Source organism: Hymenobacter sp. YIM 151500-1 (genome assembly GCF_025979885.1).
Classification (GTDB): domain Bacteria; phylum Bacteroidota; class Bacteroidia; order Cytophagales; family Hymenobacteraceae; genus Hymenobacter.
This window is the reverse complement of sequence record NZ_CP110139.1, coordinates 3,523,944-3,538,769: the sequence shown is the minus strand read 5'-3', so window position 1 is coordinate 3,538,769 and position 14,826 is coordinate 3,523,944. Positions and strand designations below refer to the sequence as shown.

6 protein-coding genes are annotated in these 14,826 nt (G+C 63.1%); all 6 read left to right on the top strand.

Features of this window, described 5'->3' with window-relative positions; genetic code table 11:
• Positions 1-119 precede the first annotated feature (119 nt).
• The 6 genes from OIS53_RS14800 (at position 120) to OIS53_RS14775 (ending at position 14,810) form a co-directional block, all read left to right on the top strand.
• A complete protein-coding gene (locus tag OIS53_RS14800) occupies positions 120-2,012 on the top strand; it encodes an alpha-amylase family glycosyl hydrolase (RefSeq protein WP_264679343.1) in 1,893 nt (630 codons plus the stop codon).
• Positions 2,013-2,150: 138 nt separating this feature from the next.
• The gene (locus OIS53_RS14795; protein WP_264679342.1) at positions 2,151-3,572 is read left to right on the top strand and encodes an MFS transporter; all 1,422 of its coding nucleotides are present in this window, start codon (positions 2,151-2,153) and stop codon (positions 3,570-3,572) included.
• A 528-nt stretch (positions 3,573-4,100) separates the two neighbouring features.
• A complete protein-coding gene (locus tag OIS53_RS14790) occupies positions 4,101-5,198 on the top strand; it encodes a glycosyltransferase (RefSeq protein WP_264679341.1) in 1,098 nt (365 codons plus the stop codon).
• 295 nt (positions 5,199-5,493) lie between these two features.
• Positions 5,494-7,326, top strand: a complete 1,833-nt coding sequence (locus OIS53_RS14785) for a family 10 glycosylhydrolase (protein WP_264679340.1) — start codon at positions 5,494-5,496, stop codon at positions 7,324-7,326.
• Between the two features lie 386 nt (positions 7,327-7,712).
• The gene (locus tag OIS53_RS14780) at positions 7,713-10,778 is read left to right on the top strand and encodes a M16 family metallopeptidase (protein ID WP_264679339.1); all 3,066 of its coding nucleotides are present in this window, start codon (positions 7,713-7,715) and stop codon (positions 10,776-10,778) included.
• A gap of 603 nt (positions 10,779-11,381) precedes the next feature.
• The gene (locus tag OIS53_RS14775; RefSeq protein ID WP_264679338.1) at positions 11,382-14,810 is read left to right on the top strand and encodes a DUF4175 domain-containing protein; all 3,429 of its coding nucleotides are present in this window, start codon (positions 11,382-11,384) and stop codon (positions 14,808-14,810) included.
• Positions 14,811-14,826 lie beyond the last annotated feature (16 nt).

Sequence of the window (14,826 nt, the reverse complement as noted above, 5' to 3'; positions counted from 1 at the left end):
ACTTTCGCACATTCCCACATTCTTCACATGCTGCACATTCGCTCCACATTCACCTACATTTCCCACATTTAAGCACATTCTCCTCGCATTTCCCACACCGTCCTGACCCTATTGTATACATGAAACACCTACTGCTGCCCGCCGCGGCGCTGGCCCTGGGGCTGGGGGGCTACGCCTCCTCTACCTCGGTGCCAGCGGCCCTGGCCTCTCCCGATTCTTCTGCTTTGGCACTGGCCTCCAAGGCCGCGCCTCCAGTTTCTGCTGCCGTGTCTACTGCCGACCCGAATACCACCGAAGAACAGCCCGAAGACCGGAAGCTCATCATTTACCAGATGATGACGCGCCTGTTCGGCAATAAGAAAACCACGAACAAACCCTACGGCACGCTCCTAGAAAACGGCGTGGGCAAGTTCAACGACATCACCGGCACTGCCCTGCAAGCCCTTAAGAAGATGGGCGTGAGCCACGTGTGGTACACCGGCGTGCTGGAGCACGCCACCATGACCGACTACACCAAGTTCGGCATTACCCTGGACGACGCCGACGTGGTGAAGGGCCGGGCCGGCTCGCCCTACGCCATCAAGGACTACTACGACGTGGACCCCGACCTAGCCGTGAACGTGAAGACGCGGATGCAGGAGTTTGACGCCCTGGTGAAGCGCACCCATGCCAATGGCCTGAAGGTGCTTATCGACTTCATTCCCAACCACGTGGCCCGCACCTACGTGTCGGATGCCAAGCCGGCGGGCGTGGTAGACCTGGGCGCCCAGGACAACAAAACCCGCGCCTTTGCGCCGTCGAACAACTTCTACTACCTGCCCGGCAAAACGCTGATAGTGCCCAAGGAAGGCAACCCGCTGGGCGCGCTGAAAGGCCCCAGGGAAGACGGCAAGTACAACGAGACGCCCGCCAAAGTAACCGGCAACGACGTGTTTACGGAAGCGCCCAAGGTGGACGACTGGTACGAAACCATCAAGCTCAACTACGGCGTCGACTACCAGAACGGGCGCAAAACCTACTTCAGCCCCATTCCGAACACCTGGCTGAAGATGCGCGACATTCTGGTGTTCTGGGCCAAGAGAGACGTGGACGGCTTCCGCTGCGACGTGGCCGAGATGGTGCCGGTGGAGTTCTGGGCCTGGGTAATTCCGGAGGTGAAAAAGGTGAAGCCCGACATCCTGTTCATTGCCGAAGCCTACGACCCCAAAGAGTACCGCAAGTACATTGAGGTGGGCAAGTTCGACTACCTCTACGACAAGGTGGGCCTCTACGACGCCCTGCACGACCTGATGCAGGGCAAGGGCAGCACCGAGGAAATTACCAAGGTGTGGAGCCAGACCAGCCGGGGCTTTGCCAAGCACATGCTGCGTTTCCTGGAAAACCACGACGAGAAGCGCATTGCCGCTAAGGAGTTTGCCGGCGACCCGCGCACCGCTATTCCGGCCATGACCGTAGCCGCCACCCTGTACACGGGCCCGGTAATGCTGTATTTCGGGCAGCACGTGGCCGAGCCGGGCCGGGGCCACGCCGGCTTCCAGGGCGACGACGGCCGCACCACGCTGTTTGACTACTGGGGCGTGCCCGAGCATCAGAAGTGGATGAACGGCGGCAAGTTTGACGGCGGCAAGCTCAGCCCCGAACAAAAGCAGCTGCATGACTTCTACACCCGCCTGCTCACGCTCAGCAGCCAGAGCGAGGCCATTCGCCGCGGGCAGTTCTACGAGTTGCAGGACGCCTTCAACCTCGACCCGCAGTACAACCACCGCCAGGTGTACAGCTACCTGCGCTACACCGACAAACAGAAGCTGCTCATTGTGGTCAATTTCAGCCCCGACAAAACCTACAAGCCCACCCTGCGCCTCTCGCAGGAGCTGATGCAGCGCCTGGGCTTCAACCCCAACCAGTTCCACACCTACACCGACCTGCTCAACCAGGCCCCGCCGGTCGAGGTTTTGCGCCCAACCCTGGCCCCGCAGAGCGCCTACATTTTCGAAATCAACCCGAAAAGTTAGAAGTGAGACGGTGAGAAGTGAGAGGTGAGACTACGTTCTGACGCCTGCTTTGCCAGAACATTGTTTCGCTTTTCACCTCTCACCCCTTACCAACTCACTTCTCGCCTCCTACCTCTCACTTCTATTACCTCCCACCCCATGGCAAGCAGTGTAGCGGCCGCCCCGAGCAGCACCCGCGAAAAACCCCGCCTGAGCTTCTGGCAAATCTGGAACATGAGCTTCGGCTTCCTGGGCATCCAGTTCGGCTTTGCGTTGCAGAACGCCAACGTGAGCCGCATTTTTGAAACGATGGGGGCCAAAACCGACGACATTGCCATTCTGTGGCTGGCGGCGCCCACTACCGGCCTGCTGGTGCAGCCCATTATCGGCTACCTCTCCGACCGAACCTGGAGCCCGCGCTGGGGCCGGCGCCGGCCTTACTTCCTGGTGGGGGCCATTCTGGCTTCGCTGGCGCTGCTGGTGATGCCCAACGTAACGGCTCTGTGGATGGCGGCCGGCATGTTGTGGGTGATGGACTCGAGCATCAACATCTCCATGGAGCCGTTTCGGGCGCTAGTGGGCGACCTGCTACCGTCTCAGCAGCGTACCACGGGCTTTGCGGCCCAGACGTTCTTCATTGGCATCGGGGCCATTGTGGCGTCGTCGCTGCCCTGGATTTTTACCAACTGGTTTGGCATCGAGAATACGGCTCCGGCCGGGCAGATTCCGCCGTCGGTGCGCTACGCGTTTTACATCGGGGGCGTCGTGTTCCTGCTGGCTGTGCTCTGGACCGTGCTGCGCACCCGCGAGTACCCGCCCGAAAACCTGGCCGAGTTTGAAGAGGAGAAGCGCCGCACGGCCGGCTTCTGGAACGGGGTACGCGAGTCGTTCATGGGTATTTTCAACATGCCCAAAACCATGAAGCAGCTGGCCCTGGTGCAGTTCTTCTCCTGGCTGGCCTTGTTTGCCATGTGGATTTACACCACGCCCGCCATCACCAGCCACATCTACCACACCACCGATACCACTTCCAAGCTCTACAACGAAGGCGCCGACTGGGTGGGCGTATGCTTTTCGGTGTACAACGGCGTGTCGGCGGTGTTTGCCCTGCTGCTGCCCATGATTGCCCGCGCCACCAGCCGCCGCGTTACGCACCTGCTCTGCCTGGTAGCCGGCGGCCTGGGGCTGATTTCCATCTACTTCATTCAGGACCCTAAGCTGCTGCTGCTCTCGATGGTGGGCGTGGGCATTGCCTGGGCCTCGATTCTGAGCGTGCCGTATGCCATGCTGGCTGGCGCCCTGCCCTGGAACAAGATGGGCTATTACATGGGCGTGTTCAACTTCTTTATCGTGATTCCGCAGATGGTGGCCGGCGTCACGCTGGGCTTTTTCACCAAGCACGTCTTCAACGACCAGCCCGTGTTTACGCTGGTGCTGGGCGGCTGCTCCATGATTCTGTCGGGCCTGCTGACCCTGCTGGTCCACGACGCCGACGACATCCGCCTGCCCGCCGAAAGCCAGCCCCTGAACACCGACGCCCCCGCCTACGAGTCGCCGGTGCAAACGGACCCGCGGGTGTAGCCTCACCCCCCGGCCCCCTCTCCCGCGGAGAGGGGGAGCCAGACGCCAGGTCGTTCTGCGCCGCCCTGTCGGCTACCGCCTCCAGCACGGCTACCAAGCTTTAGTAGCACAGTGGCCGCGTAACGGCTCAAGGAGTGTAGAAACAGCACGTAACAAAGAAGTAGCGCCGCGTAGCGGGGCAAGAGACGCTTGACCGTTTCTTGCCCCGCTACGCGGCGCTACACTTTTCACTCACTTCTATCTACAAACCTGTAGGCCGCAGGCGGCTGGAAATTCAGTGCCATCTGTATCGGTAGCCGTTCTGGAGGCGCTAGCCGACAGGGCGGCGTAGAACAACTCCGTCAGGCTCCCCCTCTCCGCGGGAGAGGGGGCCGGGGGGTGAGGCTCCGCATTTATACGGATACCGGCCACTTCCGAAATCCGCATAAGTAGCGGCAACTGTGCCTGGCTGGTTTTGCGTAGTACCGAATCGTGTGGTTGGCCGCTGCCTTGGTTGGTGAGGAGCGGCTCTTGCTTTTCGGGTTGCCTATGCTGTTTTCGATTATTTTCTTCGGTCTATTCTTTGGCGTGTTTGTGGGGCTGCTGCTGTTGCTGGCCCGGCGCCGCCCGCCCTACGCGCCCCTCACGAGTCGGCCGCGGGTGAGCATTCTGATTGCGGCCCGCAACGAAGAGGCTACTATCGAGCGGTGCCTCACGGCCCTCTCCCGGCTCAACTACCCGGCCGGGCTGCTCGAAATTATCGTTGCCGACGATGCGTCTACCGATAACACGGCCGCCGTGGTAGAGGCCTTTATCAAAGACAAGCCCCAGTTTCAGCTGCTGCCCGTGCGCCACCGCCTGGGCACGGCCCGCGGCAAGGGCAACGCCCTGGCCCACCTCTGCCGCGCCGCCACCACCGACTACTTCCTTTTCACCGACGCCGACATGGCCGTGCACCCTGATTGGGTGCAAACCATGCTGGCCGCCGCCCCCGAAGGCGTAGGCATCGTGACGGGCATTACCACGGCCGAGGGCAACCTGTTCGGCCGCCTGCAAGGGCTGGACTGGCTGTTTGGGCTGAATCTGATTTGCGTCCTGACCGACCTGGGCATGCCGGTTACGGCCGTCGGCAACAACATGCTCGTGACGCGGGCCGCGTATAACTCCATCGGGGGCTACGAGGCCCTGGCTTTCAGCATCACCGAGGATTTGCAGCTGTTTGAGCAGGTGGTGGGGCAGGGGTGGGGCTACGCCAACATCATCCGGCCCCAGGCCCTGGGCGTTTCGGTACCCCAGCCCACGGTACACCACCTTTTGCAGCAGCGCAAGCGCTGGATGAAGGGTGCCGTGCGTCTGCCCTGGCAGTTGGGGCTCCTGTTCAGCTCGTACGGGCTGTTTTACACGGTGCTGGGCTGGCCCAGCCTGCTAACGGGCAGCGTTGTGCTGTCCTTGTATGCGGGCAAGGTGCTGTGCCAAACGGTGTTTCTGCTGATTACGCTCCGCCAAGCCGGCCACCGCGAAAACCTCGGCGTACTGCTGCTCTACGACGCGTACCTGCTGGCTATGTCCCTGGCCGTGCTGGCGTACACCGTATGGCCCTCCAGCATCTGGTGGAAAGAACGGCGCTACCACTGGGCCGAAGGCTAGAAGAGCCACCAGCCGTGAGTTGCAAGCCGCAAGTAGGTGTTCAATGGAGCAGCTGCTTGCGGCTTGTGGTTTGGATAGACCGGTGTAGTTTCTTCTCAATAGCCCAGGCTCTAAACCGTAAACTAGGTAGCGGCCCGCCTAGGTGCATATAGAGCTTATGTCCTACCGTCCCGTCCATTGCTTGCAGCTTGAAGCGTACAGCTTGCGGCTCTCACCCTGCGGCTCAACCAGAAATAGTACCTTTCCGGTCAGTGGCTCAACACCTTGCCTATCGTCCACCTCTTCTCCTTTCCTTATGTTGAATTGCCGAAAGCTGGCCTGGGGCTGGCTGCTGGTGCTGCTGGCCGGTGCCGCGCAGCCCCTGCGGGCCCAACTGCCCACCCCGCCCAAGCGCGAGATGCGCGCCGTATGGGTGGCCCACGTGTTCAACCTCGACTGGCCCAGCCGCAAAACCCTCACCCCGGAGCAGCAACGCCAGGAGTTTACCTCGCTCGTAGACCGGCACCGCCAGCTGGGCGCCAACGCCGTGGTGGTGCAGGTGCGCTCCGCCGCCGATGCCGTGTACCCCAGCACTCTGGCCCCCTGGAGCGAGTGGCTGACCGGCACCCAGGGCCAGGCACCGAGTCCGCTCTACGACCCGCTGGAGTTTATGGTGCGCACCACCCACCGCCGCGGCCTCGAGTTTCATGCCTGGCTGAACCCCTATCGGGCCCTTACCAACGCCACCGCCGCCAACGTGGCGCCCACCCACGTCACGCGCCAGCACCCGGAGTGGATAGTCAGCTACGGCACGCTGCGCATCCTCAACCCCGGCTTACCCGAGGTGCGCCGCCACCTCACGCAGGTGGTGCTGGAAGTGGTGCGCAACTACGACGTGGACGCCATTCACTTCGACGACTACTTCTACCCCGCCCCCCAGGCGGGCCTGACCTTCGACGACGATGCGGCCTTTACCCAGGACCCGCGCGGATTCACCAGCAAGGCCGACTGGCGCCGCAACAACATCGACCTGTTTGTGCAAATGGTATCGGACAGTATTCGGCGGGTGAAGCCCTGGGTGAAGTTCGGCATTTCGCCGCCGGGCGTGTGGCGCAACGGCGTCAGCGTAGGCGGCACCGCTACCACGGCTTTCCAGAGCTACACCGACATCTTCGCCGACTCGCGCAAGTGGCTGCAGCAGGGCTGGGTGGATTACCTGGCGCCCCAGGTGTATTTCGGCATTGGGCAGGCGGCGGCCAACTACAGCCTCATCGTGCCGTGGTGGAACCAGCAGGTGCTGCCCACGGTGCCGCGCCACGTCTACATCGGGCTGGGGGCCTACCGGGTCAGTGCCACGGCCACGGAGGTGAGTTTCCGCTCCCCCAGCCAGTTGCCCCAGCAGCTGCGGCTGCTGCGGGCCCAGCCCAACGTGCAGGGCGCCATCTTCTACAAAAGCACCGACCTATTGAACAATCCGTTGGGCTTGGCCGACTCTCTGCGCCAGAACTTTTACCGCACCCCGGCCCTGCGGCCCACCATGCCCTGGAAAGACAACGTGCCGCCCCTGGCGCCCACGGCCCTGGCGGTGCGCCCCGGCTCCGCGGCTGGCACCACGGTAGTAAGCTGGACGGCCCCGCCGCCGGCTACGGACGGGGGCACGGCCCGGCAGTATGTGGTGTACCGCCTGCCCTTCCGCACCACACCCGCCACCGCCGCCGACCTCACCGACCCCACCACTATTGTCGCCATCACCGACTCTACGGCCTACGTGGAAGCTGCTAGCTCAGGCGGACCCCGCACCTACGTAGTCACGGCCCTGGACCGCCTGCACAACGAAAGCGCCCCGGCCCAGCTCAACTTCACCGTAACCGGCACCCGCTCCGCCCTGGCTGCCCGCCTGGAGCCGGCTGCGCCCAACCCATTCCGCCAGGAAACCCGCCTCACCTTCCACCTGCCCACCGCCGGCCCCGCTACCCTGCGCGCCTACGACCTAACCGGCCGCGAAGTGGCCGTGCTGGCTACCGGCACCCGCCCCGCCGGCCCGCATACGGTTGTGTGGCGCGCAGGCAGTTTACCGGCAGGGCTCTATGTGCTGGTATTGCAAACCCCGGCCGGCATACTGCGCCAGCGGGTGGTGCTGGCGCGGTAGCAAGCTAGGCGTAGCTCTGTTCCGCGCTGGGGCCGCTGGCGGGCACTGGCGCGAGGTTAGCGCAGCGTACTTCGTGCCGAGTATGAGGTGGAGGCTGCGCCTCCACTGCCGCGCCAGCGGCAAGCCGGTACCGGGCCGTGCTGGCGAGTATCGTTCTGGCGGGGGAGGCGCAGCCTCCCGTCATTTTCGGCACGAGGTACGCTGCGCTAACCTCGCGCCAGCTTCCGCCAGCGGCCCCCGCGCGGAACGGAGTTGCACGCTTTGCCTGTTTGATTGGGCTTGGCGTTGTAGTACCGATTAAAATTGCAGTCTGCCAAGATGAAAGTATGCCGCTCAGCGCGTACCTTCCCGCTCACATTCACTCTCATACCTATTCTTTTACTAGTATGACCCGCAACCACTTGTTGCTGCTGGGACTGGGAGCCTCGCTGGCCTTGCAGCCAGCCGTGGCTCAGCAAAAACCGGCTGGCTCGGCCACCGCCAAGCCCGCCACCGTCACCAAAGCGCCGGCCGCCACTGCCGGCAAGGCCCGCCTCGTGGAGAAAGTCACCCGCAAAGGCAACGAGCTGGTGATTCCCTACGAGAAGTACGTGCTGCCCAACGGCCTCACGCTCATCGTGCACGAAGACCACTCCGACCCCCTGGTGCACGTGGACGTGACCTACCACGTGGGCTCGGCGCGGGAGCAGATTGGCAAGTCGGGCTTTGCCCACTTCTTCGAGCACATGATGTTCCAGGGCTCCGACCACGTAGCCGACGAGCAGCACTTCAAGACCGTAACGGCCGCCGGCGGCACCCTGAACGGCACCACCAACCGGGACCGGACCAACTACTTTGAGACCGTGCCCAGCAACCAGCTCGAAACCGCGCTGTGGCTGGAGGCCGACCGGATGGGCTTTTTGCTGGACGCCGTAACCCAGAAGAAGTTTGAGGTGCAGCGCTCCACCGTGAAAAACGAGCGGGGCCAGAACTACGACAACCGTCCCTACGGCCTGGCCTCCGAAAATGTGGCCAAGACGCTTTACCCCTACGGCCACCCCTACAGCTGGCTGACCATCGGCTACCTCGAAGACCTGGACCGGTCCGACGTAAACGACCTCAAGAACTTCTTCCTGCGTTGGTACGGCCCCAACAACGCCACCGTCACGGTGGGCGGCGACGTGAAGCCCCAGGAGGTGGTGAAGCTGGTGGAGAAGTACTTCGGGCCCATCAGCAAGGGCCCGGCCGTGGCGGCCCAGAAGCTGCCCGCGCCCAAGCTGACCCAGGACCGCTACGTAAGCTACCAGGACAACGTGCGCTTCCCCATGCTGCAAGTGGTGTTCCCCAGCGTGCCCAGCGGCCACCCCGACGAGTACGCCCTCGACGCCCTAGCCGAAATCATTGGGCAAGGCAAAAATTCCCTGCTCTACAAAAACCTGATTAAGCCCCAGCAAGCCATTCAGGCCCAGAGCTACAACAACACCTCGGAGCTGGCCGGCGAGTTTACGATGGTGGCCCTGCCCTTCCCCGGCAAAGGCCTCGACTCGCTGGAAGCTCAGGTGCGCCGCACGCTCAAGGAGTTTGAGCGCACTGGCGCTACTGCCGAGCAGGTGGCCCGGTTTAAGTCGAGCACCGAGGCTCAGGTGGTGAACCTCCTGGCCAGCGTAAACGGCAAGGTTAGCCAGCTGGCCGCCAACCAGACCTTCTACGGCAACCCCAACCGCCTGCCCGAGGAGCTGAAGCGCCTGCGCGCCGTAACGCCCGCCGACGTTAACCGCGTCTACAACACGTATATCAAAGGCAAGGGCGCCGTGGTGCTGAGCGTGGTGCCCAAAACCGGCGGCGTGCAGCCCGCCAAGCCCGACAACTACACGGTTTCCAAAGCCGGCTATAAGGCCCCCGACTACGGCTACGAAGGCCTGAAGTACGCCAAGGCTACCGACACCTTCGACCGGAGCCAGCAGCCCAAGCCCGGCACCAACCCGCTGGTGCAGGTGCCCGAGCTGTGGCAGACTTCCTTCGACAACGGCCTGCGGATAATGGGCAACCGCAACACCGAAATTCCGGCCGTGACCATGCTGCTGACCATCCGCGGCGGCCACCGCCTGGAGCAGGCCACGCCCAATAAGGCCGGCATTGCCTCGCTCACGGCGGCTCTGATGAACGAAGGCACCCAGAAGTACACCGCCGAGCAGTTCAGCTCGGAGCTGGACAAGCTGGGCTCCACCATCCGCGTGAGCAGCGGCGACGACAACACCACCGTGTACGTGCAGAGCCTGACCAAGAACCTGCCTGCTACCATGAAGCTGCTGGAGGAGCGTCTGCTGCGTCCCCGCTTCGATGAGGCCGACTTCGCCCGCCTGAAAAAGCAGACCCTGGAAGGCATTGCCAACCAGAACACCCAGCCCGTGGTCATTGCCGATAAGGCCTACGCCCGCCTCGTGTACGGCCCTGCCAACATCATGAGCGTGCCGGCTTCGGGCACCACGGCCACCGTCACGGCCCTCACCCTGGACGACATCAAGCAGTTCTACCAGCAGAACTACGCCCCCAACGTCAGCCACCTCGTGGTGGTCGGCGACGTGGACCAGGCTACGCTCACGCCCCAGCTAGGCTTCCTGAAAGGCTGGACCCAGAAGAACGTGACCCTGCCGGCCGGCGAAACCGCCGCCCAGCCCGAGAAGACGCGCATCTACTTCATCAACAAAGACGGCGCGGCGCAGTCGGAAATCCGGGTGGGCTACCTCACCCCGCTCACCTACGACGCCACCGGCGACTATTACCGCGCCTACCTGGCCAACTACCTGCTGGGCGGGGCCTTCAACTCGCGCATCAACCTGAACCTGCGCGAGGATAAAGGCTACACCTACGGGGCCCGCTCGGGCTTCCAGGCCACCCGCTACATCGGGCCCTACACGGCCCAGGCCGGCGTGCGCGCCGATGCCACGGCCGCCTCGGTGAAGGAGTTCATGAAGGAAATCCAGAACTACCGCAACGGCATCACCGACGACGAGCTGCAATTCCTGCAAGCCTCCGTAGGCCAGAACGATGCCCTGCGCTACGAAACCGGCCAGCAAAAAGCCGCCTTCCTGGCTCGCCTGCTGGAGTACGACCTCTCGAAGGATTACGTGAAGCAGCAGAGCGAGCTGCTGAAAAACCTGAAGAAGGAAGACGTGCAGGCCATTGCCCAGAAGTACCTGCCCGCCGACAACATGTACATTGTAGTAGTCGGTGACCGGGCCAAGGCCTTCCCCGGCCTGGCTGAGCTGGGCTACGAAGTGGTAGAAATGGACGCTGACGGCAACCGCGTAACCGCTCCGGCCACCCCGGCCCCGACTGCTGCAACCGCCGCGCCCACGGCCGCTCCCACCGCCGAAACGCCTGAGAAGGTAAAGGTGAAAACCAAAGACGCCGACGGCAAAAAGGAAAAGCGCAAGTCCAAAGCCGACAAGGCCGAAGCCAAAGCCGAATAGCCTCCTCAGACTTTCTCCGCAAAAAACGCCGCAGCCACCAGGTTGCGGCGTTTTTTGTATTAGAAGCTTAGCCGACCGGGCCGACTGGCCGACTGGCAGAAGTCTTAAGCCGCCGCAGGCGGCGTGACTTCTAGCCACGGAAATGGGGCAAGTCTCCCGACTTGCGGCTGCCGCAGGCGGCCAACTCGCGTCAGGGCCGTTAGAAGTGCGGCGTTGCTTCGGGCAGCGTTGTACAGGTGTCATTCTAGCTCCCAGGGCTGAAGCCCTGGGCTAATCAGCGGAAAAAATGTCTCGCTACGTAGCCCAGGGCTTCAGGCCTGGGCTATGCGGGGCGGTCCAGCATTGTGCTGCCGTGTCGCGAAGTACAACTTCGCGTTACACCTGCTACAGGCTCATACGGCCCTGACGCCCGATGGCCGCCTGCGGCGGCCGCAAGTCGGGAGACTTGCCCCATTCTCTGGCGGGCAGACGCCTCGCCTTTGGCGAGAAGTCTGCCGCCAGGCCTTCTATTGCGGAACCTCTCACCCCCTTTCCGGTGTCCATTCATGCAGCCGCCGAGGCAGATTCCGTATCTTTCCCAAGCCTGTAATGGGTGGCTGACTTATGGTAGTGGAGAAAGACCCCGCAACACATCGGGGGGCCCTGGACGATGTACTGGCCCGCCTCGACGCGTTTAAGCGCAAATTTTACCTGAGCCTGCTGGTGCGCGGCCTGCTGGTGGCCGGCGGCCTCGTGCTCAGCCTGTTCCTGCTGTTCAACCTGCTCGAATACTTCCTGTACCTGCCCACCTGGGTGCGGGCCGGGCTGCTGTTCGGCTTCGTGGCCGCGGTGCTCTACGCGGTGGGGCGCTGGGTGTGGCAGCCCTTAGCGGCTCTCACCAACCTGCGGCGCATGCTGAGCGACGAGCAGGCCGCCCGCCGGGTAGGGGAGTTGTTTCCGCAGGTGCAGGATAAGCTGCTGAACGCCCTGCAACTGCGCGGGCAGGCCCAGGAAAACGCTCTGCTGGCCGCCAGCCTGGAGCAGCGAGCCGGGCAGCTGCGCGGCCTGGAGTTCACCCAAGGCATCAACCTCAAGGCCCAGACCCGGCCCCTGTGGAAGTACGTGGCCGTGCCCGGCGCCGTGGTGGTGCTCCTGTTGCTCATCTACCCCAGCCTGTTTGTGCAGGGCACCGAGCGGATTCTGAACTACAACCGCCACTACAGCCCGCCCGCGCCCTTCCGGTTTGTGGTCGAGAATAAGAATCTGACGGCCTTCAAGGGCGAAGATTTCACCCTCGACGTGGCCGTGGAAGGGGAGGCCCTGCCTAATGAAATCAGCATTGTGTACGAGGGGCGGGAGCGGCGCCTGACCCGCACGGCCGCGGGTCACTTCCGCTACGACTTCCGCCAGCTGCGCCGCAGCGTGGAGTTTCAGCTTTCGGCGGCCGGCTTTTCTTCGGCCGAGTACGACCTCACGGTGCGGGAGCGGCCCAACCTGCGCGACTTTCTGGTGCGCGTGAGCTACCCCGCCTACCTGGGCCGCCCCGCCGAAACCATCCGCAACACCGGCAACCTCACCGTGCCCGAGGGCTCGGACCTGCGCTGGGAGTTCAGCACCGAGGCCACCGACCAGCTCCAGCTGAAATTTCAGAATCCCGACGAAACCGTGGCGGCTACCGCCGATGCTGAGGCCTTTCGCCTTAGCCGCCGGGCCCTGCGCAGCCAGACCTATTCGGTGCACCTGCGCAACGCCGTCAGTCCCAACCGGGACCCCATCGAGTACCAGCTCACCGTCATACCAGACCAGGTGCCCGAAGTAACCCTGGAGAGCTTCCAGGACACCACTTCCCGGCGCTTCCTGGCCCTGGGCGGCACCACCCGCGACGACTACGGCCTCTCGCGCCTGCAACTCCATTACCGCGTGCTGAGCAAGGCTAAACCTAACGCAGCCTACCAGACCCGCGCCCTGCCCCTGGGCCAGGGCCCCAGCCAGACCTACGCCTACCAGTGGGACGTGCGTCCCCTGAACCTGCGTCCCGGCGACCGGCTGGAGTACTTCGTGCAGGTGTGGGACAACGACGGCGTGCACGGCCCCAAAGCCGCCCGCAGCCGCACCGCCGAGTTCCGCCTGCCCTCGCGCACCGAGCTGCGCCAGCAGCTGGCCTCACAGAGCCAGGCCGTGCAAAGCCAGCTCAGCCAGGCCGCTCAGGAGTCGAAGAAGATGGAGCGGGAGCTGGCCAAGGCCGAGGACAAGCTGAAGGTGAAGCGCGACCTGAACTTCCAGGACCGCAAGCAGCTGCGCGACATGCTGGAGCAAAAGCAGCAGATGGACCAGGCTATGGACGAGCTGAAGCGCCAGTTTGAGCAGCTTCAGGATCAGCAAAACCAGCTCGACCCCCAGAAAAACGAGGAGTTGGCCGAGAAAGCCAAGGAGCTGCAGAAGCTCATGGAAACCCTGCTGGACCCCGAAACCAAGAAGCTCTACGAGGAGCTGCAAAAGCTGCTGGAGCAGCAACAGCAGGACCAGAACCAGCCCGAGATGCAGAAGCTCCTGCAACAGCTCGAAAACAAAGAGCAAACCCTGCAGAAAGAGCTGGAGCGCGCCCTCGAAATGTTCAAGCAGCTGCAGTTTGAGCAGAAGCAGGACCAGGCCCTGGAGAAGCTCCAGCAGCTAGCCCAGCAGGAGCAGAAGCTGGCCGACGAAACCCAGAAAAACGACAAGCAGAACCCCGACAATAAGCTGTCGAACGAGCAGCAAAAGGCCAAAAACGAACAACTCAAGCAGCAGCAGGCCGAGCAGCAGCAGCAGTTTCAGGAGCTGAAGCAGGACCTCAAGGACATGAAGGAGCTGGACCAGCAGCTCGACGGCGAGAACGGCGCCGACGAGATGAAGGACGAGCAGCAGCAGGTAGACGAGCAGATGGAGCAAAGCCAGCAGCAGCTCGGCAAAAACCAGAACCAGAAAGCCAGCCAGAGCCAGCGCCAGGCCGCCCAGCAGCTCCAGAAAATGGCTCAGCAGATGCAGCAGCAGATGAACGAGGAAGAACAGGACCAGCAGCAGGAGAACATCGACGACCTGCGCGACATCCTCGAAAACCTGCTCAAGCTAAGCTTCGACCAGGAAGGCCTGATGAAGCAGTTCCGCCAAGTGGACCAGAGCGACCCGCGCTTCGTGCAGCTCGGCCAGACCCAGCGCAAGCTCAAGGACGATGCCCGCGTGGTGCAGGACTCCCTGTATGCCCTGGCTAAGCGCGTGTTCCAGATTCAGAGCTTCGTGACCCGCGAAGTGGGCGAGATGAACGGCCGCATGGACGAAAGCCTCGACCACATCCGCCAGCGCAACGTGGGCCGGGCCACCAGCTCCCAGCAGCTGGCCATGACCTCCATGAACAACCTGGCCCTCATGCTCAACGACGCCCTCCAGCAGATGCAGGAGCAGCAGCGCCAGAGCCAGCAGCAACAGCAGCAGGGCGGCGGCAAGCCCGGCCGCAAAAAGAAGAAGGGCAGCAGCGCCGGCGAAGGGCAGCTGGGCCGCATGCAGCAACAGCTCAACCAGCAGATTCAGCAGCTCCAGCAGAGCGGCAAGCAGGGCCGGGCCTTGTCCGAGGAGTTAGCCAAGCTGGCCGGGCAGCAGCAGATGCTGCGCCAGGCCATGCAGGAGCTGGAGCGCATGCAACAGAAAGGCGGCGGCAAACCCCAGAACAGCAAGGACGGCAAAGGCCAGGACGGCGCCGGCGGCCTCGGCGACGTGAAAAAAATGATGGAACAAACCGAAACCGACCTCGTAAACAAGCGGCTGACGGAGCAAACCATTCTGCGCCAGCGCCAAATCCTGACTCGCTTGCTCGAAGCCGAGAAATCGGCGCGGGAGCGGGACCAGGACGACAAGCGCGAGGCCCAGACGGCCCAGAACCGCCCGCCCGTGTTTCCGCCGGCGTTTCGGCAGTACCAGCGCCAGCAAACCCGGCAAACCGAGCTGCTCCGCACCGTGCCGCCGGCCCTCACTCCGTACTACCAGCGCGAGGTGAGTGAGTATTTTCAAAAAATGAAATAGCGTTCCGTTACTTTTA